We start from the raw sequence: 20,823 nt of genomic DNA on the forward strand, positions 1-20,823 counted from the left end.
AGCGCCGTCAGCATGTTCACAGCGTCGGTGGCCTTAATGTCCGCCTCGTCCGTGAACGCCGCACCGGCAAACATGGTGAACGCGCATGCGAACGCCAGCACCAGTGCGAGAACCTTTTTCTGATGGCATCAAAAATAATTTTTTGCTGTTTTTTGATGCCGCATTATAGCACGAATCGGCCATAATTGCAACAATTATTTTTATTTCTGATTTTGAAATTTCTGGATTATTTTTCCATGTCTTAACAGTTCAAATTTGAGTATTTATTCATATAAAAGAATAATTATAAAAATACGCCCCTCTTTCATAAGAGGGGCGTATTTTATTCTTCTGCAGGCTTCTCTTCGTGGCGCGCCTGCGCTTCCCCGCCGGAGGATTTTCTGCGGCGGCGTCCGCCGCGTCTGCGGCGGCGCTTGGGGGCGTCGCCGGCTGCGCCTTCGGCAGCCGGAGCGCTTTCCGGCGCGGCAGGCTCTGCCGCTGAGGGGGCGCGTTCGGACTTGTCCGGCTGCGCGGGCCGCTCTGCGCGCGGCGGACGGGCGGATTCGGCTTCCTCCCGCCTGCGGCGCTCCTCGGCCAGCGCGGCGGCGTTCTGCCGGTTGCGGCAGGCGCCCTTGACCACGCAGCAATCCGCGCACTGGAACTCGGTCAGGGAATGCTCCGGACTGTCGTCCAGCTGCACCTTGCAGGTGCCGCGCAGCATTTGCGTGGAAATGACCTTTCCCCGCCCTTCCGGCGTATCCACCACGCTGCCCTGCTTGGGCGTGACCTTTTGCAGCTCGGCATAGGCCTCGTGCTCATATTTGAGACAGCACATCAGCCGCCCGCAGGTGCCGGATATTTTGGCAGGGTTGAGCGACAGGTTTTGATCCTTGGCCATATTGATCGAAACCGGATGGAAGTCCTCCAAATAAGAGGAGCAGCACAGCTCGCGGCCGCAGGTACCCAGGCCGCCGATCATCTTCGCCTCATCGCGCACGCCGATCTGCCGCAGCTCGATGCGGGTGCGGAATACGCTGGCCAGATCCTTGACCAGCTCGCGGAAGTCCACGCGGCCATCCGCCGTAAAATAAAACAGCATCTTGTTCATATCAAAGGTACACTCGACCGTGACCAGGTTCATGTCCAGCCCGCGTTCCTCGATTTTGCGCTTGCAGATGATAAACGCCTCGTCCGCGCGCTTTTTGTTCCGCTCGAGCGTTTTGCGGTCCGCGTCGGTCGCCACGCGCAGCATGCGCTTGAGCGGCTGCACAACCGTCTGGTCAGGCACGTCGGTGTTCGCCTGCACGCACTCGCCGTACTCCAGGCCGCGCGCAGTCTCCACGATCACGCCCGTCCCTGTCTCCACAGGGATGTCCTGCGGGTCAAAATAATACATCTTTCCGTTCGGCTTGAAACGGACTCCGATAATTGTAGTCAAAAGCTGATATCCTCCTATATTATAGAAAGCAGATGCGGTATACATCGCTTGTCAGCGCACAGGTCACTGCCGCCGCCGCGGCGTTGCGGCCGACCCGACCGATCAGCTCCCCGATCCAGTCATAGACCGCCAGCAGACGGCCGGCGGGTACCGTCCGCGCCAGGGCGCGCGCTTCGGTTTCCAGCGCGGGCTGCAGCGGCGGCTGCGGCAGGGCTTTGGCGAAAAACACAGCATCGCGCAGCGCGGTCTGCAGAATGCCCAGCACGCCCATCAGCGTCCGGCGCGGCGTTTTTTCGAGCGCCAGCGCGGCCAGCATCATCCGCTCCTCGCGCTGCGCGGCCACAGCGGCCAGGTACGGCGCGAGCAGCGCGGCCGCCTCCTCATCCGAGACCGCGGCGCCGGCCGGCGCGAGCGCGAATTTCGTGCAGCGGGAGCGCACGGTCTGCAGCAGAGCGTCCGGCTGTTCGGCGGCCAGGATGAAAAACGCATAGCCCGGCGGCTCCTCCAGCTCCTTGAGCAGCGCGTTCTGCGCCATGGGGTTGAGGTTCTGCGCGTGGCAGATCACGGTCACGCGCCGCGCCCCGTCATTGGGGACGATCGCGTTTTCCGCCTTGATGCGGCGCGCGAGATCGACCTTCAGCTCCTCGTCGCCCGCGTCGATCATCGTCAGGTCGGGATGCACGCCCTGCTCCGCCTTGCGGCAGGACAGGCAGGTCCCGCAGGGCCGCGGCCCGCCGCTCTCGCACAGGATCGCGGCGGCCAGGACGCCGGAAAGCGTCTTCAGCCCGTCGGGATCGTCGCCGGAAAGCAGGACGGTCTGCGGGAAGCGGCCGGACAGCGCGTTCTGCAGGCTGCTTTTGAGCGCCGCGTTGCCCGGCAGGCTGTCAAACGAGATCAAAGCTTTTCAAACCGCTCGACATGCAGCACGAACACGGTCGCGCCGCCGACCTCGACCTGTACGGGCGTGGACGGGAAAAAGCCCATGCCCAGCTCGGCGGTGGTCGGGATGATCTGCTTGCGCGAGGAGGAATGCTCGCGGATGATGTCGAAGCAGGCGTCCAGCCTGGATTCCTCCAGTCCGATCAGGATGGTGACGTTGCCGGCCTTGAGGAAGCCGCCGGTCGTCGCCAGCTTGGTGATGGAAAAGCCCGCTTTCATCAGGCTGTTGATTACGTCCTGTGCATCATCGTAATTGATGATCGCAAGTACCATTTTCATAAAAGGTGTCCCCCTTTTCCGCTCTGCTGCGAGATAACCACGGTGATTTCTTCTATTTCATTGTACCATCTTTCCCGAATAAGTTCAATGTGCGCCCGTGTAATTTTCTCCCCCGGCCACAGCAGCGGCACGCCGGGCGGATAGGGCGTGACCGGCCGCGCGCAGACCAGCCCCTCGGCTGCGGCGGGCGCGACGCGGCCGGTGTGCGAGAACCACGCCTGCCGCACCGGCATGACGCGCGCGGCGGGCGGGAAGGGCGCGGCCGCCGCGGGAAGCGGCTCCTCCCGCCGCCGGCCGGACAGGCGGCGCAGGCCGCGGCGCAGGCGGTAAACCGAGGCGCCGGTATCCGCGCCGGTCAGGATGAACACGGCGTTGCGGTCGTCCGCCATCTCGCAGGCCACGCCGTATTCGCTCCAAAGCATGTCGGCCAGACGGCGGCCGGTGATATCCGTACCCGCGGTGCAGACCGTCAGGCGGCAGGGGTCGAGCGCGGGGAAGTCGCTCTCGGCCAGCGGGGTGAAGCGGGTGCGGCGCGCGATATAATCCCGCAGGTCGCCGCAGGTTTCCGCCGCGCGGCGGTAGGCGGCGCGGCCCGGGCCTTCGGTGTAGGCGCGCGCCAAGTCGATGGACGCCATGATCGGGTAGGACGGGCTGGAGGTGCCGAACAGCGCGGTATTTTCGCGCAGCGCGCGCTTATCCGCGCCCGCGCCGGCTAAAAGGACCGCCCCCTGCCCCAGACAGGGCAGCGTTTTGTGCATGGAGAGCACCGCCATGTCCGCGCCCTCCGCGACCGGCGCGGGCAGGCCGAGCGCCGGAAAATGCGCGCCGTGCGCCCCGTCGACCAGCAGAAGCCTGCCGTATGCGCGGCACAGGTCCGCGAACGCCGGTATCGCGCGGCACACGCCGTAATAGGTGGGCGAGGTGAGCAGCACGGCGCGGATCTCCGGATGGTCGAGCAGCGCCCGCTCGGCCGCGTCCACGGGCAGCGCGCCCGACACCGCGAACGGCTCGATGAGCGGCGCGGAGATAAAATGCGGCGTGATATCCAGCAGCGCGCAGGCGTGGCAGACCGACTTGTGGCATTCGCGGTCCAGCAGCACGCTGCCGCCCGCCCCTACGGCGGCCGCGAGCATGGCGAGAATGCCCTGGGTCGAGCCGCCGGTCAGGAAAAAGCAGTCGTCCGCGCCGAAATAGCGCGCCGCGGCGACCTCGGCGTCGCGGATCGGCCCGTCGCCCAGGTACAGGTTGCCCGTGCCGTAGGTTTCGGTGAAATCGATGGCGAATATCTCCGCATAGCTGTTGAACAGCGGCTCGCCCTTATGCCCCGGCATATGGAAGCGCGCGGAATCGCCGGTCGCAAGCAGCTGGAGCGCGTGGAACAGCGGCGCGCCCGTGAACGGCATCAGCCGGTTGATCTGGCGGTGGGTGAGCTGCGGCGCCCGGGCTGTTTTTTTGTGATGGAACATGGGCCGCGGCCCCCTTTCTCCGGCATGCCTGCATTTCTGGTATTTTGTTATTATAGCATGCGCGCGGGGCGCTTGGCAAATCCTTCCGTCCGCGCTCTGTCCATAATGTGCAGACATTCGTCTTTTTCAGATGGATTTTTGGGCTATATTCCCGTAGTAAATATCTTTCCCTTATATTATAATGAATACTGCGTTCTTTTTTGGAACAGCATGTTGAAATTTGAAAGGCAGGTAACTATTCACTATGGCTGACAATCGTATCTACAATTTCTCCGCAGGCCCGTCCATGCTTCCGGTACCCGTGCTTGAGCGCTGTGCCTCCGAAATGCTGAACTACAAGGGTTCCGGCATGTCCGTCATGGAGATGAGTCACCGCTCTAAAGTATATGACGCGATCATCAAGGAAACCGAGGCCGCGCTGCGCCGCGTGCTCTCCATCCCGCAGAACTATCGGGTGCTGTTCCTGCAGGGCGGCGCGACGACCCAGTTCGCGGCCATCCCGATGAACCTGATGCGCACCGGCAAGGCGGATTACGCCGTCACGGGCAACTTCGCCAATAACGCTTATAAGGAAGCGGTCAAATTCGGTGACATCCATGTCGCATTCTCCTCCAAGGGGGGCAACTTCGACCGCGTGCCGGCGCAGGGCGAGCTGGACATCCGTCCGGACGCGGATTACTTCTACATCTGCGCCAACAACACCATTTACGGCACCGAGTACCAGTACGACCCCGAAACCCCGGCGGGCGTGCCGCTCGTGGCCGATATGTCGTCCAACATCCTTTCCAAGCCGGTGGACGTTTCCAAATACGGCGTGATCTACGCGGGCGCGCAGAAGAACATGGGTCCCGCGGGCGTGACCGTGGTCATCGTGCGCGAGGACCTGCTGGGCCATTACCCGCTGGAGAAGTATCCGGTCATGCTGGACTGGAAGACCATGGCGGATAAGGAATCCATGTACAACACGCCCCCCACATACGGCATCTATGTGCTGGGCCTGGTGCTCGAGTGGGTCGAGCAGATGGGCGGCGTCAAGGCGATGCAGGAGCTGGCGGCCAAGCGCAGCGGCATGCTGTACGACTACCTCGACGGCCAGGACTTCTACAAGGCGGTCGCGGAAAAGGCGTCCCGCAGCCACATGAACGTCACCTTCCGCACCGGAAACGACGAGCTGGACGCGAAATTCGCCAAGGAGTCCGCGGCGGCGGGCATGAGCAACCTCAAGGGCCACCGCTCGGTCGGCGGCATGCGCGCCTCCATCTACAACGCGATGCCGGTCGAGGGCGTGGAGTACCTGATCGACTTTATGAAGAAATTCGCGGCGGAAAACGCCTGATCTGCGGGCGCGCCCGCCGCGCCCGTCCATTCCAAAGAGTAAAGGGGATTGATTCCTGTGTTCAACGTAAAGCTGTATAATAAAATTTCCAAAATCGGCCTCGATCAGCTCGATCCGGCGGGCTATGCCTGCTCGGAGGATTTCGAGGACTACGACGCGGTCCTCGTCCGCTCGGCCAAGCTGCACGACGTGCAGTTCCCCAAAAGCCTCAAGTGCATCGCGCGCGCGGGCGCGGGCGTGAACAACATCCCCCTCGACCGCTGCGCCGAAGAGGGCATCGTGGTGTTCAACACCCCGGGCGCGAACGCCAACGCGGTCAAGGAGCTGGTCATCTGCGCGCTGCTGCTGGCCTCCCGCAAGGTGGTGCAGGGCGCGAACTGGGTCAAGGGCCTTGCCGGCACGCCGGACATCGGCCCCGCCGCGGAAAAGGGCAAGGCGACCTATGCCGGCCCCGAAATCGCGGGCAAGCGCCTCGGCGTGATCGGCCTGGGCGCGATCGGCGTCAAGGTGGCCAACGCCGCGGTCGGCCTGGATATGGAGGTCTGGGGCTACGACCCGTTCCTCTCGGTTGACGGCGCGCTCGCGCTGTCCCGTTCGGTCAAGCATGTGACCGAGCTGGACCAGATCCTCGCCAACTGCGATTATATCACCGTACACGTCCCGCTGCTCGCGGACACCCGCGGCATCATCGGCGCGGAGGCGATCGCCAAGATGAAGGACGGCGTGCGCGTGGTCAACCTCGCCCGCGGCGAGCTGGTGGACGAACAGGCCATGGCCGCCGCGCTCGAAAGCGGCAAGGTCGCGGCGTATGTGTCCGACTTCGCCTCGGACGCGATTCTCGCGCAGGAAAACGCGGTCACGCTGCCCCACCTCGGCGCTTCCACGCCGGAGAGCGAGGACAACTGCGCGAAAATGGCGGTCAAGGAAATCCGCGACTACCTCGAAACCGGCACCATCCGCAATTCGGTCAACTTCCCCAACCTCAAGGTGCCGTATGAGGGCGGCTACCGCATCTGCATGATCCACCGCAACATCCCCAACATGATCGCATCGATCACCGCGGCAGTCAAGTGCAACATTGAGAACATGGGCAACCGCTCCAGAGGCGACTTCGCCTACACCATTGTGGACGCGGCCGAGCAGCCCACCGAGGCCAACCTTGAAGCCCTCCGCGCGATCGACGGGATGATCTCGGTGCGCACCATCTGAACGAAAAATCAAAAATGACCGCACGTTCACCGGCTCTAAAGCCGTTATTCCGGTCAAAACAGCGGAAATCAGCCCCCAAACCAGCCGGTTTGGGGGCTTCCTGCTGCCGCCGGACGACAAAACCCGCCTTTTTCCGCGCCCGCCAAATGGTACGCGCGCGGCGGGGAGAGGGGGAACACTTTCCCTTGACAAACCGGAATTTCTGGTTATTCTATCCTCTGTATGATTTTTATGGAAAAAGACGCCACACCCCCCGGTACAGATGTTCGCGCGGGCGGCGCAACACAGCGCGCGAAACGCGCATATCCATGCAGCGCGCTTACCTTATTATATATAATCCCGTAATTTTCGTATTTTGTGACAGTCACGGACGCGTAATATTACCCGTTTGTTACACTTCACGCAATCTTCTTGACGCGTTTGTTCTTGCATGGTATGATTGTCAACGTAATAAGGGCGAGCAATCGCCTGAAAATTTTAAAGGAGGAAAAAACCCCATGAAGAATCTCAAAAAGGTTCTCGCACTGGTGCTGGCGTTCGCATGCGCGTTCACCATGTTTGCCGGTGCGGCGTTCACGGATGAGGCCGACATCCAGGCCACCGACGCCGTGAACATGCTGACGGCGCTGGGCGTTATCGAGGGCAACCCCGATGGCTCTTTCAAGCCGGACGCAACCGTTACCCGTGCGGAAATGGCGAAGATGATCTTCGTTGTCCGCAACAACACCATTGATGATTCGGCTTACGAGAACAACTCCTCGAAGATGACCGACATCAGCACTCACTGGGCCAAGGGCTACATCAAGTTCTGCGAGTCTCAGGGCATCATCGCCGGCTACGGCGACAACACCTTCCGTCCGGACGCGACCGTTACCGGCGTAGAAGCGGCCAAGATGCTGCTTGTTCTGGCTGGCTACGACGCTGACAAGGCTGGTCTGACCGGCTCCAACTGGGCGACCAACACCCTGCGTTACGCTGGCTCCGCCGGCATCCTGGACGATGTCAACTCCGGTCTGGAGTCCGGCCTGCCGCGTCAGTACGCCGCGCAGATGATCTACAACACGCTGGACACCAACCGCGTGAAGTGGTCCAACGATTCCGAGTCCTTTGACGACATCCTCAACGGCGGCGCCAAGGAAACCGTTGGTAAGGCTTACATGGGCCTGTCTTCGGACGTCGGTACCCTGACCTCCATCGATCGTGACTCTCTGATCATCAAGCTGGACGAAAGCTACGATTCCGACAACTATCACAAGATCGCCCGCTATGACGATGTGACCTTTACCAAGGTTTCCGAGGACTACACCTCCCTGCTGGGCCAGAAGGTCAAGGTCATGTTCAAGGACGAAAAGACCAACGACGTTCTGGGCGTTTATCCCATCTCGGACAACACGGTTTACACCACCCTGATGAACGGCGTTGAAAAGGATGGCGCTAAGATCAAGTTCGGCGGCAAGTCCTACTCGATCGACGGCACCAAGATCGCCACGACCTTTATCAGCGTAGACGGCGCACAGGCGGAAAAGGCTCAGTCCCTTGACTATTTCGACAAGGGCGCTGCGCTTAACGAAGATGAGTCCAACGGCAACCTGTCCACCGACGAAGTAACGTTCGTCGATGCCAACGGCAACGGCAAGATCGATACCGCTATCGTATTCGAGAAGCTGGTCGGCGAAGTGACTTACGTTTCTTCCGATAAGATCACCGCTGGTTCCAAGACCTACAAGTTCGAGGACGAAAACATCGACGAGGACATCGAGCAGGACGACTGGGCGGTTGTTTCCGCGAACCTGTACGAGGACTGCAAGGATGTTGTCAAGGCTGATATCATCAGCACCACGCTGGACGGCTCCCGCGACAAGAATGACAAGATCAGCGGCGACTACAAGCAGTATAAGCTGGACGGCACCTGGTACAACATTTCCGACGACAACGCTTCGGATGTTTCCAACGGCGACTCCGTCAAGGCTTATGTTGTCAACGGCGTAATCGTTAAGATCAAGTCCGACGACGGCAAGGGCGGCTACCCGACTAACGTTGCGGTCGTAGTCAGCAACGGCACGATCAACGGCGATCAGGTCCGCATCCGTTACTTCGATGGTACCTCCAAGCTGGTTACTATCTCTGACAACACCAAAGCAAATTTGACTGTTGGCACGGCTTACAAGGTTTCCGGCGCTGATACTTCGATGAAGTTCGAAGAACTTACGCCGTATGACGGCACTACCAACAAGACCAAATTCAACGGCTATGCTTATATGGGTACCGGCACACCGGATTCTGCAAATGGTCAGGTTAAGTACGGTTCTCCCGAAAAGACTATCAAGGTAGATGATTCCGCGGCGGTTATCCTGTATGACAGCAAGGGTCGCTCCAAGATGCTGACCGGCAAGCAGTATAACGCCATTAAGTCGAACGCAGGTGATCTTACCACTGTTGGCGCGTTCTTCACCAAGGATAAGAATGGCCTGGATCGTGTTATGATGCTGTCTGTAGCAACTAATGACATGACCATCAGCGGCGAGTCTTTCGACAACTACGCTTACATTGTCACCAACAACGGCCAGAACAAGGACGGCAATGCTTCCTACACGATCTGGACGACTGACAACGAGTATGTTGACGTTATCGAAGAGAACGCGACTGCCCGCGCCAAGGGTACGCTGATCGGCTACTCTGCGATCAACTCCGACAACGTTATCAGCGACGTAAGCGAGGTTGCCAAGATTGCGGATGTTGATACCTCCAATCAGACTGCGGTTAAGGATGCGGCATCTTTCGATAATGATGGCACCGTTTACTACGGCGGCAACGAGAGCGACGACAAGAAGTATATCAGCGTGGACAACAAGAAGTTCAACGTAACCGCGGACACCGCTGTCCTGTTCGTTGACTCCGCTGCGGACGAGGATGACCAGATCGGCGTGGACTTCGTCTACGGCACGTCTTCGATGGCCAAGGCTGAAAAGTACATTGACAGCAACAATCAGACCGCTTACTCCTCCAACGTGATGTTCCAGGTTGATGAAGACGGCACTGACGATGTTGACCTGAAGGTTCTGGTTGTTGATACCGTCGGCGCGTTCGACGGCAAGAAGCATACGACGACCGACACCGACAACACGCAGGGTGGCGGTAGCAGCACCTCTACAGAGGGCAACTTTACCTACAAGGTGACCAATCCGGATGGCAGCGACGCAATCAAAGAAGTCAAGGCTTCTGTTATTGCGGACAACGAGATCATGCTGAATGTGACCCGTTCCGACTTTGTTGTCAAGGGTTCTTACACTTGGACAATCAAGTCCTCGAATGGCACGATCCTTGGGACGAAGAATGAGGCTGATGGTCTTGACGGCTCTGTCGACATCGTCAACACTGGCGTAAAGCTGAACGACAAATCCGACCGTGTGACTGTGGAGATCGATACGGTTGATGTTACTGAGGTCAAGGCAACTGGCGCAGTTACCGCAACTCTGGCGGAAGGCCTGTCGAATGCTTCTGTAGATTTCGATAGCAGTGCAACTTCTCTGACTTCGACTGCTAAGGAGGCGACCTTTAAGGTTACCACCACCGATCTTTTTGGTAGCGGCAAGGAGTATGAGAACGGCAAGATTAAGGTAACATTTGCTGTTGAAAACGGCACTTCTTCGCAGACTACTGGTGTTGTAGAGTCCACGGCGCTCTCTTCCGATGCGGAACAGAGCATCTCTCTCGGCAATATCACGGCAAACCTGAAGGGTGCGGTAAAAGTTACCGTAACTAAGGTTGAATTGGTGAAAGCGGCACCGTAAGAGAATATAAAAGAAAACCCCCTCGAAAGAGGGGGTTTTCCCTTATTTTAACGCAACATACCGGAATGGACCATTGGCCGAAAAATTCATGTAGCTGCTTACCTGAAAACCGGTACTTGTGATCGAAACATATGGCGAGGCCGCATCCTCCAGCGCGATATGTGCCAGTGTTGCGCCGTAACCGGAAACACTGTTTGCGTTGCTTGAGGAAATCACGACCGCTTTCGCCTGAAATCCCAGTGTGATGGTCTGCGTACTCGGGTCATTACTGTTGCCCGACCAATTGCCGGCATAACTGCCGCAGTAAATTTCACATTTCTGTGCGGTCAGCGTTTCGTTAGCCGTTAAACGGTCGGCAAGGACATTATCCGATTGGGTACGCGCTCCCGCTTCATCAGAGAGCGCGGCCTGGGTCGCTTTCGCGTCCAGCTCGGCGGCAAGCTCGTCCGAGAGCATCTCTCGGTCGATCGTGTCCCCGAACGTGTCCACCACGATGCCCTCTACACGCGCCTCCAGCCGCGAAGCGTCGTCGCAGATTCCGTTGACTGCCTGCCGCAGTTCCTCTGGACTGCTGTCGAACCGTGCTTTCAGCTCGTTCGGCGCGAGCGTGGGCTGGTCGGGCAGGTCTGTGATTTTGTGTGTGAATTGCGTGATTTTGTGGTCAGAAAAAGACATGGTTTCCTCCTTTTTGTCGGTGCCGTCCGCGCGCGTTCCTTGGACAGCGCGCACGGGCGCGCGTGGGGCGGAGCCGCCCCGTCTGGTTTTTCATGTGCGGGGAAAGTAAGCAACCGTTATAATAGCCGAAAAAACGGAAAGCGCAAGGGCAAATACTTGCCCTTGCGCTTTTTCCCGTTTCTGCTATTCTGATAGACGCTTACTTTCCCGTGTCGGTGCAAACGGCGGGCAGGGAACCCCTCACGCGCGCGCCCGCGTGGTCAGAGGAACGCGCGCGAGGGTATTTCCGGCCGCCCCAAACAGAAGGAGGTTTTTCATGTCATTCAGCGATCATAAAATCACAGCGTTTCAGCACAAAATCACAGACCTGCCCGACCAGCCTACACTCGCGCCGAACGAGTTAAAAGCGCGCTTCGACAGCAGTCCGGAGGAGCTGCGGCAGGCGGTGAACGGAATCTGCGACGACGCCTCACGGCTGGAAGCACGGGTGGAGGGCATCGTGGTGGATACGTTCGGGGACACGATCGACCGCGAGATGCTCTCAGACGAGCTTGCCGCCGAGCTGGACGCGAAAGCGACCCAAACCGCGCTGACCGGCGTTGACAGCCGCCTGCAGACCGCGGAAAGCACCCTGCAGACGCACACCACGCAGCTTACCCAAAAAGCGGAGCTTTATTTCGGTACCTACACCGGTGATGGCACCGCCAGCCGTTTGATAAACATTGGATTTACGCCAAAGGCCGTAATGGTGATGTATGGCGGGTATTCCTCGCATTGGAACGGCAGTCAGACACACTGGTACGGCGGGCTGGCGCTGACGGGAAAGCCGGTTAAAGCATCGGATGGCCGGTCGGTGCTGACCATTGAAACGGGCGGTTTCCGCGTTTACATAGAGGAAGAGCAGCAATTCGCAAACTATGTACGGAGCAACATACAAAACGGGACCTATTATTATTGGGCTGTCAAATAAATTGGACAAAGGGAAAACCCCCGAGGATATCCTCGGGGGTTTTGTAATGTTAATTACGCAGTAATGGTCAGTGTATAGGTCAAAACAAGGTTTCCGTCTACAATTGCCACTACCGGATCGCTACCACCTACGGTAGAGTTCCCCAGTGTCAAGCCATGGGTAATGTTCGTGCTTGCAGTATTTGCAGCGAACGCATAGTTAGCCGTAGGCTTAATAGTTACTACCAGCTTCCACGATTCACCAGCGTCCAGAGTAGTATCATCATTACCGGTTACTTGTGTAATCGCAAAATCAGCAGTTGTATTGACACCAGTTTCAGAAGAAGTCAGAGTGGTGTTACCAGTAGCTGTAGTAACCGCCTGTGTAGCTGCAAAACTCTGCGACATGCCAAGCGAAGAAATCGTTGGAGTTACAGAAATCGTCGCTTCCTCAACCGAGAACGCCTGGGTATCTTCAACCGTGCCAACCGTTACTACCAGCACATAATCGCCGCTGCCTGCATTGCCGAGGGTGATCTCAGCCTGCGCCGCAGTCTTGTTATCCGTGGTGATAAAGCCAAACGGAGTCTTTTCCGTAAACACAGTGCCATCGAGCAGGTTGGTTGCACGAGCGGTAGCATCAGCCTTGGCGTAAATCGCCATGGACGGCGTCTCGCCCATTGCATTTTCGTAAATGATATTTACGTTAAAGTCATCGCCGGAATTATACTCCGGTGCGGGAGCCGCAGACTTGATTTCAACGGTCGTATTGGACGGGTTGACAACCGTGCCGCCATCAGCGGTGAACGTAGCCGTAACGTTGCCATTGCCGGTCACGATCAGCGAATCAAACTTGTTGTACTGCTTGGCCGTGACAGACAGTTTAACCGTGCCGTCGTTGTCGCCAGTCTCGATATCGGCAACGTTGGTCAGCGTCAGCGTGCCAGCCTTGTCAGCGTAGAACGAAAGCTGCATGATCGCACCCTCGTAAGCCGCGCCCTCATCGGTGTCGTTCGTGCGGGTGTTCAGCCACTGTACGTCAGACAGGCCAGAGATAGAGGGCAGCGTGTAAGCGCCATAGCGCTTGCCGGCGATTTCGTTAACATCAATTACAATGACTTCGGTGCCGTATACCAGCAGGTTGGTCGCGTAGTAGGTGTCGGTGCCAACCTTCTGGCTGTTCGCCTTGGTTGCCTTGCCATCTTCCATGCCGGTGCCGGCCTTGGAGTCAACATAGAGTACCGTGCTGTAATCATCCAGGTCCTCATACGGGAGGGTGATCGTGCTGGATTCAATCGTGGTACCCTTGGAGTTGACGGAGGTGATGGAGCCAGCCGTTACACCAGAGGTGATCGCAACAGCGTCGGTCATGACGTTGGTGCCGTCCTCGTCGTTGATCGCGGTGTAGCCAACGATGGTACCCTTGGTGAAGTCGTTCTCGCGGGACTTCTCAGCCTCGACCTCAACATTTTCCGAGCCGGTCCAGACGGTGAACTTGATCATACCGTTGGAGAGCTTGACAGCGTCCTTGGTGATGAAGCCGTAGTTCGCGTTGGAGGAAATGTTCTCGAACGCAGTACCCAGCACACCATTATTATTGACCTTAACGCCCAGAACGGAAGCGCGGTTCAGGCCGTCCACATCAGAGGTGAAGTAGCCCAGAGTCTCCTCAAACAGCTCGTTAGCAGCAGTCGGAGTAGTCTTTACAGTAAGCGCCAGTGCCTTGAGCTGCTTGCCGGTGATGTGCTTGAAGTCAACAGCGTTGTTACCATCGGAAGTCCATACGATAACGTCCGCGCTGTCAGCGATGCGGTCATTCTCCACCTTAGTCGAATCAGATGCCAAGTCGCCCTTGCCCTCATAGGTGAAATCGCCATAGAAATCGGTGTCAGTAGACAGGTCGATCAGCTCATAGGTGTTGCCGGACTTGTTGTATTCGTAGAACGCGCCGTCCTGAATAGAACCGCCGTTTACGGTGGACTTATCGCCATCCTGATCCACAACATAGTTGTTCTTCAGGTTGATGGTCGCCTTGTCGCCGTTCGGGAACATGACGCGCGCCTGGTCGTTGGACAGGCCATCCTTGCCGTGGTAAGCAACGAACAGTACGTCGGTCAGCTTGTCAGAGCCGGAGGAGGTCTTTGCGGCGTAGAACAGGATGCCGTTTACGGCAACATATTCCGCCTCAACACCCGGCTTTACGTTGGTGTTGATATCCTTGCCGGTATTGTTGCCGGCTTCGTTGAACCACTCGTCGCCGATCTGGTACTGCTTCCAGCCGGTCTTGGCCTTGGTGGCCTCAACAGTGCCGGTCGCCTTGGCGGCTACAACGATGTCGTTGTTGTCGTTGTACAGGTTCTTGGTGATGATGACCCAGTCGTCCTTTTCAACGTCCGCGTCGATCGTGTCTTCAGAGAACTTGTAGGTCTTGCTGCCCGCGATGATCTGCGAGGAAGCAACATAGGTAACCTTGGCAACGTCTACCGTCTTGATGTAAGCGGTATCGATCTTGTTGTTGTCGTCGGTGTCGATCAGGGTGATTACGTCCGCGGACTGCTGATCCTTGAACGCGCCGGCCTTCCAGTTTTCCTCCAGCTCTTCGCCGTCCTTGATTACGGTTACGCCGTCGGTCTCAACCGAGTAGCTCTCGTCGTCAATGACGATCTTGCCGGCGTCAACGCTGATCTCGTTCTGGTAAACCGTAACAACGTTGTTGTCGTCGATCGGGTAAACGCCGAGAACAGAGTTGTTCTTGCCGTCCTTGAACAGAACCTTGACCTTCTGGCCGAGCAGGCTCGAGTAGTCGGTGCCAACCTTGACAAAATTCTTGTCGTCGCTGTCGCTGTCGGTGCGGTCAGAAGAGGACATATGGATATCCAGGTCGGAGCCGTCAATGCTGATCAGCGTGCCAACGTTGGTCCACAGGTCCATCCACTTGCGGCCGACGGAGATCGACTCGCCGCCCAGCGCAAGGCCGTCCTCGGAATCGTTAACGAAATCCTCAACGATTTCGGAGTAGCGGACAGCGGTCATATCCAGCACGTTGGCGAGGATCTGTGCCGCGTCCTGACGGGTGCAGGCGCCGGTGATGGAAGAGTTAACGTCGTTCAGCAGGCGGTTGGTGGTCGCCAGGGTGACGGTGTTGGTCAGCCACTTGGTGCCGGTCAGACCAGCCTTGTCCGCGCGGTAGCCGCCCAGAACGAGCGCCATCTTGAGCGCTTCGCCGGTGGTTACGTTGCCGTCCGGATCGAACTGGGTCGCGGTCTTGCCCGCAACGATGCCGGTGTTCTGCAGGTACTTGATGTAGCCCTGATACCAGCTGTCGGTCAGGTCGGTGAACGAAGTCGGGTTGTTCGCATGAGCGGAAGCGTCGTCGTTGCCGCCGTTGCGGATGACATAAATCATCTTGGCAAACTCAGCGCGGGTGACGTCTCCCTCAGGCTTGAAGCTGCCGTCGCTGTAGCCATTGATAATGTTCAGCTCCGTCAGCAGGTCCACGGCTTCCGCGTTGACAATGTCCGCCTCGTCCGTGAACGCCGCACCGGCAAACATGGTGAACGCGCATGCGAACGCCAGCACCAGTGCGAGAACCTTTTTCTGATGGCGGGTTTGTTCCCGATTCCCCCCCGTAACCACCCTGTTTTCAGTCAAATATTCTCTATTTTGCAACAAATCGAAAAAAACGCTTTTTCGCCGTTCCCTCTGTTCCTCCTGAAAACAGGAAGCGTTTTTTCTCCTCCTCCCGCTGTTTCCGGCCGCTTTTTTCACAAAAAAACAGCCCTCCTGCCGCGTCAGTAGCCACGGCAGAAAGGCTGCTTTATTCACCTTTTATTCAGAGCATCGTCAGCAGCTTGGCGAATTCCGCGCGGGTAAAATTACCCGCCGGCTGCAGCGTGCCGTCCGCATAACCCTTGACCAGTCCCTTTTGCATGCACAATGCCACAGCGGCACGGTACTCCGGTGTGATCGTCTCCTGGTCGGAAATAGCCGACAGGAGCTCGTCCGTTTCCGTCTCGTCCGGCAGCGCGCTGCCTTTTCCGACAAGCAGATTCGCGAACACCTGCATGGCCTCCTCTCGGCTGACCAGGGCGGTAAAGTCAAGCTCCAGGCCATCCAGCAGGCCCGCAGCCTGCATTGCGCTGACATCCTTTGCGTACCAGGCGTCCGCGCTGACGCCCTCCATCACCGTATCCGGCGTCTCGAGCGCCGCGCTCCGCGCGATGGTCGCGCACAGCTCCGCGCCCGTGAGCAGGTCATCCGGCCGGAACAGACCGTCCGCGTCGCCCTGCATAACGCCGTCCTGCTTGACCTGCTGAATATACTCCGCGGCCCAATGGCTGTTGGGAACGTCGCGGAAGCCGGTCAGGCTGGTCTCGCGGACAAACGGCGTTTTCAGCGCCTGATAGCATTCGCCCGACTGGTCGACCGCCTCCTGCAGCTGCTCGAATGTGAGCAGGTAGCTCTCGGTATAGGCGCGGCGCGTTTCGCTCTCATATTCATTATAATAATAGGTCACGCCCTTTGTGCTCATGCGCGGGAAGCTGTACAGGTAAAACGCGTGCGTATCCGGCAGGAGCGCCTTGACCGTTTCCACATAGCCGCTCGAAAGGAGATCGTTCAGCCCATACTGCTCGCCCGTGCGGATATCAAACGCCAGGTTATTGTTCCAGACCGACGAGCCCGCGCCCTTTCCGCTGACGCAGTTCGCCCAAACCACCAGCACGGAACCCTCCAGCGACGCGCCGTAGCCGCCTTCGAGCGCCTCATACTCCGCCGACACCGAGGGGCCTTCCAGGAAAAATTTGCGGATGGCCGCATTGATCTTCTTCTGCACATCGGCATCCGGCAGGCCGGAGATCTCCGGAAAATCCACGTTCCAGCCATATTCGCTCCCATCCGCCTGATAGCCGAAAAAGCGCTCGTAATGCACGGTGGTCGCCGTGACGCCCTTGCCGAGATCGAACGAGGTCGGCTGCTCGAACAGCGTCCGCCCGTCGGAAAGGTTGACGTACTTCTGCTTGCCGTCCTGTGTGACGCGCACCACGTTCTCGCTGAGCAGCGTCGGGTTTTCTGCATTCTTCAGGCTGGCGAAATAGCCGCCGTTCTTTTTGAAAAAGATCAGGCTCCCGTCCGAGGTTCCGTGCCACGCCAGGCCGTAGCGCAGCTCGTCAAAGCCGCCGACATAGCTGAGCGTGCGGTAGGCGATGTTGCCGTTGGCGTCCACCGCCGCGGCCGACCCGTCCTCGCTGCGCGCCGCGTACAGCCCGTCCCCCATATAGGACAGGTAATAGTAGGTCGGCTGGGTGAGCAGCTTGCCCGTGGTGTCCATCAGCCCCCAGCGGTTGGCCTGACGGACCATGGCGACGCCGCCGTGGAATTCCGAGATCGTGTTATACAGGAAATCCGTGATATAGCTGCCGTTTTCCAGCGAATACAGCGCCTGGTTGGTCCCGTCGGAAAGCACAACCGTATCCGTGCCGAAAATGGTCATATAGGACGGGGTGATATGATGTTCCAGCGTGTAAAGGATCTGCCCCTGCGTATCAATGGCAAGATAGGCGCCATCGGTCGTGCGCACCAGCGCGCGGCCGTTCAGGAAAACGCCCGCGTCGCTGTATTCCCCTTCAAAGGCCGCCGTGCCATCCTGCCTGACGTAGGAATACAGGCCGGAGGCCGGGCTTTTGCAGAGCAGCAGGCCATCCGAAAAGAAATCCAGCGCGCCCGCGTAGGAGCCGACCAGCTCCCCCTGCAGGGTGTAGTAAACGCTGTGGTCGGCGTAGCGGTACGCCACCATATCGTCGGAAAAATCGACCGACACCGGCGACGCGGTATAAGGGATGACCAGGCTCCCCTCCCGATCGATCACCGCAGTCTGCCACTTTTCGTCCTCGACCGCGGCCAGGCCGCAGTCCGCGAACTCGCCCGCCTGCGCATAGGCGAACGAGAGTATGGTCCTGCCCTCTTCGTCCAGATAGCCGGAGCGGCTCACGCCGTCGATATCCGTGCGGGTCACGGGGAAAATCGCGCCCGCCGCCGCGGCTCCTATCACCATGATACACGCCACAAACAGGGCGGAAATTGTTTTTTTGAGCATAGTCATTTCCATCCTTGGATATTATCGTAATTAAATTATAGCGTTTCCTCCCATTTCTCACAATAGCAGGCGGAAAAGTGTAACAATCGTGACATAAGCGGGCATAATGTTACAGGTTTGTTGCAATACCGCCGCTTTTTCTTTACATCAATCTGGCAAGGGATTACAATAATTCCAGAATAAAAGGCACGCCGCCGGCGCGGCCGCCTGCCTTTGACCGCTTCAGAGAGGAGAAAGCCCATGCCTGTAATCTCGATCGTGGTCCCCTGCTATAACGAGGAGGAGGCGCTGCCCCTGTTCTATCAGGAGGCAACCCGTGTTGCCGGGGAAATGACAGGGATCGATTTTGAATTCGTATTCATCGACGACGGTTCGCGCGATAACACCCTGCCCGTGCTGCGCCGCCTTGCCGCGGCGGACAGGCGCGTGCGGTTCGTATCGTTTTCACGCAATTTCGGCAAGGAGGCCGGCATGCTCGCCGGTCTGGAGGCCGCGACGGGCGATTACGTCGCCCTGATGGACGCGGACCTGCAGCACCCGCCCGCCCTGCTGCCCGAGCTGTACCGCGCGGTCACCGAGGAGGGCTACGACTGCGCCGCCACCCGCCGCACCACCCGCGCGGGCGAGCCTCCCATCCGGTCGTTTTTCGCGCGCCTGTTTTACCGGCTGATCCGGAAAGTATCCGACGCGGACATCGTGGACGGCGCGTGCGATTACCGCCTGATGCGGCGCGCCGTGGTGGATGCGATCCTGTCCATGCGCGAGTACAACCGCTTTTCCAAGGGAATATTCGGCTGGGTGGGCTTTCGCACCAAATGGATTCCGTTCGTCAATGTCGAGCGTGTGGCGGGCGAAACCAAGTGGTCGTTCTGGAAGCTGTTCCGCTATTCGCTGGAGGGGATCGTCGCCTTCTCGACCGTGCCGCTCGCGCTCGCGTCCGTGCTGGGCGTGCTGCTGTGCCTGACCGCGTTCGTGTTCATCCTGGTGGTGCTGGTCAAGACGCTGGCGTTCGGCGATCCGGTCGGCGGCTGGCCGAGCATGATGTGCGTCATTCTGTTCCTCGGCGGCGTACAGCTTCTGTGCATCGGCATCCTCGGCCAGTACCTCTCCAAAACCTATCTGGAAACCAAGCGCCGGCCGGTCTATCTGGTGCGTGAAACGGAGGAAGGCGTCAAATGAGCAGGCTGTCCGGCATCATTGACCAAAAGCTCGCCCGATTCCTGATTGTGGGCGTGATCAACACGCTGGTCGGCACGGCGATCATGTTCGGGCTGTACAACCTTGCCCACTGCTCCTACTGGGTGTCAAGCGCAGCCAATTACCTGCTGACCAGCATCCTGAGCTTTTTCCTCAATAAATACTTTACCTTCCAGAGCAGCGAAAGGAGCGCGGGGGAGGCCGTCCGCTTCGCGCTCAACATCGCGGCATGCTATCTTTTGGCCTACGGCATCGCCAAGCCGCTGTGCCGCGCGCTCCTGTCCGGCGCGGCCGCGGGCGTGCGGGACAACGTCTCCATGTTCGTGGGCATGTGCCTGTTCACCGGCTTCAACTACCTGGGGCAGCGGTTTTTCGCGTTCCGCGGGAAATAGGCTTGCAATACGGCCGGTATTGTGCTACCTTTTTTACAAAGGATGTCCGCCGCGGCGGGCATACCGGTTTCATCCAGAGGGGGAGCCGGAAAGGCCCTTCTCTGAGAAAAAGAGGAGGGTTCTTTGTGAAAAAACGTTTGCTTTCCCTGATTTTAGCCGTGGCTCTGTGCATGGGGTTAACCGTTCCGGCGTTTGCCGCACAGGCGGGGGACACCACGCTGACCGATATTCACGGCTGGCAGTACACGCTGTCCCAGCCGATCATCGGTACGGAAACCGTGCAGGATGTTATCATGGGAGACGAATTTACCGTGTTTCTCGTTCCTGCCGGCACAGTGCTGACGGTGGACACGCCGCGCGGCTTCTGTGTCAGCACCTATGATGAAACAAAGGGCTGGCGCACCACATACGAGCTCTACGCCGATACGCTTGCGCTGGAAACCGGCAAGACAGTAATGTGCGTCCAGAGCGACGGCAGTGTGTATACCGGCGAGCAGCGGACCGCTTTCCGCGCCGTGGAGCAGGGCGGCTCCACGACCCAGCCCGCACAGGACACGGAAACCGAGACCGGCTTTTCCGACGTAAAGAGCGGCGCCTACTACGCAGACGCCGTTGCCTGGGCGGTTGAGCAGGGCATCACCACCGGCACCAGCGACACCACCTTCTCGCCCGAGGAGCTTTGCACCCGCGGCCAGATCATCACTTTCCTGTGGCGCGCGGCGGGTTCGCCCGAACCGCAAAGCATGGCGGGATATTTTGCCGACGTTTCGAGGGACAGCTATTATTTCAAGGCTACGCAGTGGGCAAATGAGCAGGGTATGACCACCGGAATCGGCTTTGATCCGGACTATTCCTGCACCCGCGCGGATGCGGTGGACTTCATGTGGAAAATGGACGGCAAGCCGGAAGCGGCCGCGCCCGCCGCTTTCACCGACGTTCCGGACTACTATGCGGACGCGGTGGCCTGGGCGGTTGAGCAGGGCGTCACCACCGGCACCAGCGATACCACCTTCTCCCCGTCCGATACCTGCACCCGCGGCCAGATCGTCACCTTCCTGTACCGCGCATTCGCATAAAGCA

The 20,823-nt window shown here is 58.7% G+C and carries 14 protein-coding genes; 7 read left to right on the plus strand and 7 right to left on the minus strand.

Annotation, left to right across the window (positions count from 1 at the left end):
• Positions 1–322: 322 nt before the first annotated feature.
• Genes ACYQ3S_RS05335 through ACYQ3S_RS05350 form a run of 4 tightly spaced genes read right to left on the minus strand, consistent with a single transcriptional unit; the run spans position 323 to position 4,101 of the window.
• Entirely contained in the window at positions 323–1,417 is a 1,095-nt protein-coding gene (locus ACYQ3S_RS05335; protein ID WP_459687668.1) for a PSP1 domain-containing protein, read from the minus strand.
• 19 nt (positions 1,418–1,436) lie between these two features.
• The gene (locus ACYQ3S_RS05340) at positions 1,437–2,315 is read right to left on the minus strand and encodes a hypothetical protein (RefSeq protein WP_459687669.1); all 879 of its coding nucleotides are present in this window, start codon (positions 2,313–2,315) and stop codon (positions 1,437–1,439) included.
• Complete coding sequence (locus ACYQ3S_RS05345) at positions 2,312–2,635, minus strand: cyclic-di-AMP receptor (protein WP_107631313.1); 324 nt, start codon at positions 2,633–2,635, stop codon at positions 2,312–2,314. Before ACYQ3S_RS05345 ends, ACYQ3S_RS05340 begins: the two co-directional genes overlap by 4 nt.
• Positions 2,632–4,101, minus strand: a complete 1,470-nt coding sequence (locus tag ACYQ3S_RS05350; RefSeq protein WP_459687670.1) for an aminotransferase class I/II-fold pyridoxal phosphate-dependent enzyme — start codon at positions 4,099–4,101, stop codon at positions 2,632–2,634. The genes ACYQ3S_RS05345 and ACYQ3S_RS05350 overlap by 4 nt, the downstream gene beginning before the upstream one ends.
• Before the next feature lie 244 nt (positions 4,102–4,345).
• On the opposite strand from ACYQ3S_RS05350, the gene serC reads away from it, so the two are divergent.
• The 3 genes from serC to ACYQ3S_RS05365 all read left to right on the plus strand — a co-directional run bounded on the left by serC (position 4,346) and on the right by ACYQ3S_RS05365 (position 10,437).
• On the plus strand, positions 4,346–5,437 hold the full coding sequence (gene serC / locus ACYQ3S_RS05355; protein WP_459687671.1) for a 3-phosphoserine/phosphohydroxythreonine transaminase: 1,092 nt from the start codon (positions 4,346–4,348) through the stop codon (positions 5,435–5,437).
• Between the two features lie 57 nt (positions 5,438–5,494).
• Complete coding sequence (locus tag ACYQ3S_RS05360; protein ID WP_459687672.1) at positions 5,495–6,646, plus strand: 3-phosphoglycerate dehydrogenase family protein; 1,152 nt, start codon at positions 5,495–5,497, stop codon at positions 6,644–6,646.
• 497 nt (positions 6,647–7,143) lie between these two features.
• Positions 7,144–10,437 carry an S-layer homology domain-containing protein gene (locus tag ACYQ3S_RS05365; RefSeq protein WP_459687673.1) on the plus strand — a complete coding sequence of 1,098 codons (3,294 nt, stop codon included), beginning with the start codon at positions 7,144–7,146 and terminating at the stop codon, positions 10,435–10,437.
• 42 nt (positions 10,438–10,479) lie between these two features.
• Here the strand turns inward: ACYQ3S_RS05365 and ACYQ3S_RS05370 are convergent, their stop codons facing one another.
• Positions 10,480–11,112 (minus strand): hypothetical protein, encoded by a 633-nt coding sequence (locus tag ACYQ3S_RS05370; RefSeq protein WP_459687674.1) that lies wholly within the window; start codon positions 11,110–11,112, stop codon positions 10,480–10,482.
• Between the two features lie 316 nt (positions 11,113–11,428).
• Here ACYQ3S_RS05370 and ACYQ3S_RS05375 point away from each other — a divergent pair, with 316 nt between their 5' ends.
• On the plus strand, positions 11,429–12,082 hold the full coding sequence (locus ACYQ3S_RS05375) for a hypothetical protein (protein ID WP_459687675.1): 654 nt from the start codon (positions 11,429–11,431) through the stop codon (positions 12,080–12,082).
• A gap of 53 nt (positions 12,083–12,135) precedes the next feature.
• Here ACYQ3S_RS05375 and ACYQ3S_RS05380 read toward each other — a convergent pair whose 3' ends face one another.
• The gene (locus ACYQ3S_RS05380) at positions 12,136–15,711 is read right to left on the minus strand and encodes an S-layer homology domain-containing protein (protein ID WP_459687676.1); all 3,576 of its coding nucleotides are present in this window, start codon (positions 15,709–15,711) and stop codon (positions 12,136–12,138) included.
• Positions 15,712–15,892: 181 nt separating this feature from the next.
• A complete protein-coding gene (locus ACYQ3S_RS05385; protein WP_459687677.1) occupies positions 15,893–18,154 on the minus strand; it encodes an S-layer homology domain-containing protein in 2,262 nt (753 codons plus the stop codon).
• 240 nt (positions 18,155–18,394) lie between these two features.
• Between ACYQ3S_RS05385 and ACYQ3S_RS05390 the strand changes: the two genes are divergently transcribed.
• The 3 genes from ACYQ3S_RS05390 (at position 18,395) to ACYQ3S_RS05400 (ending at position 20,819) form a co-directional block, all read left to right on the plus strand.
• Complete coding sequence (locus ACYQ3S_RS05390; protein ID WP_459687678.1) at positions 18,395–19,333, plus strand: glycosyltransferase family 2 protein; 939 nt, start codon at positions 18,395–18,397, stop codon at positions 19,331–19,333.
• Complete coding sequence (locus tag ACYQ3S_RS05395) at positions 19,330–19,743, plus strand: GtrA family protein (protein ID WP_459687679.1); 414 nt, start codon at positions 19,330–19,332, stop codon at positions 19,741–19,743. Before ACYQ3S_RS05390 ends, ACYQ3S_RS05395 begins: the two co-directional genes overlap by 4 nt.
• Before the next feature lie 125 nt (positions 19,744–19,868).
• On the plus strand, positions 19,869–20,819 hold the full coding sequence (locus ACYQ3S_RS05400) for an S-layer homology domain-containing protein (RefSeq protein ID WP_459687680.1): 951 nt from the start codon (positions 19,869–19,871) through the stop codon (positions 20,817–20,819).
• Positions 20,820–20,823 lie beyond the last annotated feature (4 nt).

Source organism: Agathobaculum sp. TL06 (assembly GCF_054658635.1).

Coding starts and splice junctions, on each gene's coding strand:
- ACYQ3S_RS05345 (WP_107631313.1), bottom strand. CDS start 2,635: ATGAAAATGGTACTTGCGATCATCAATTACGATGATGCACAGGACGTA.
- ACYQ3S_RS05350 (WP_459687670.1), bottom strand. CDS start 4,101: ATGTTCCATCACAAAAAAACAGCCCGGGCGCCGCAGCTCACCCACCGC.
- serC (WP_459687671.1), top strand. CDS start 4,346: ATGGCTGACAATCGTATCTACAATTTCTCCGCAGGCCCGTCCATGCTT.
- ACYQ3S_RS05365 (WP_459687673.1), top strand. CDS start 7,144: ATGAAGAATCTCAAAAAGGTTCTCGCACTGGTGCTGGCGTTCGCATGC.
- ACYQ3S_RS05370 (WP_459687674.1), bottom strand. CDS start 11,112: ATGTCTTTTTCTGACCACAAAATCACGCAATTCACACACAAAATCACA.
- ACYQ3S_RS05375 (WP_459687675.1), top strand. CDS start 11,429: ATGTCATTCAGCGATCATAAAATCACAGCGTTTCAGCACAAAATCACA.
- ACYQ3S_RS05385 (WP_459687677.1), bottom strand. CDS start 18,154: ATGCTCAAAAAAACAATTTCCGCCCTGTTTGTGGCGTGTATCATGGTG.
- ACYQ3S_RS05390 (WP_459687678.1), top strand. CDS start 18,395: ATGCCTGTAATCTCGATCGTGGTCCCCTGCTATAACGAGGAGGAGGCG.
- ACYQ3S_RS05395 (WP_459687679.1), top strand. CDS start 19,330: ATGAGCAGGCTGTCCGGCATCATTGACCAAAAGCTCGCCCGATTCCTG.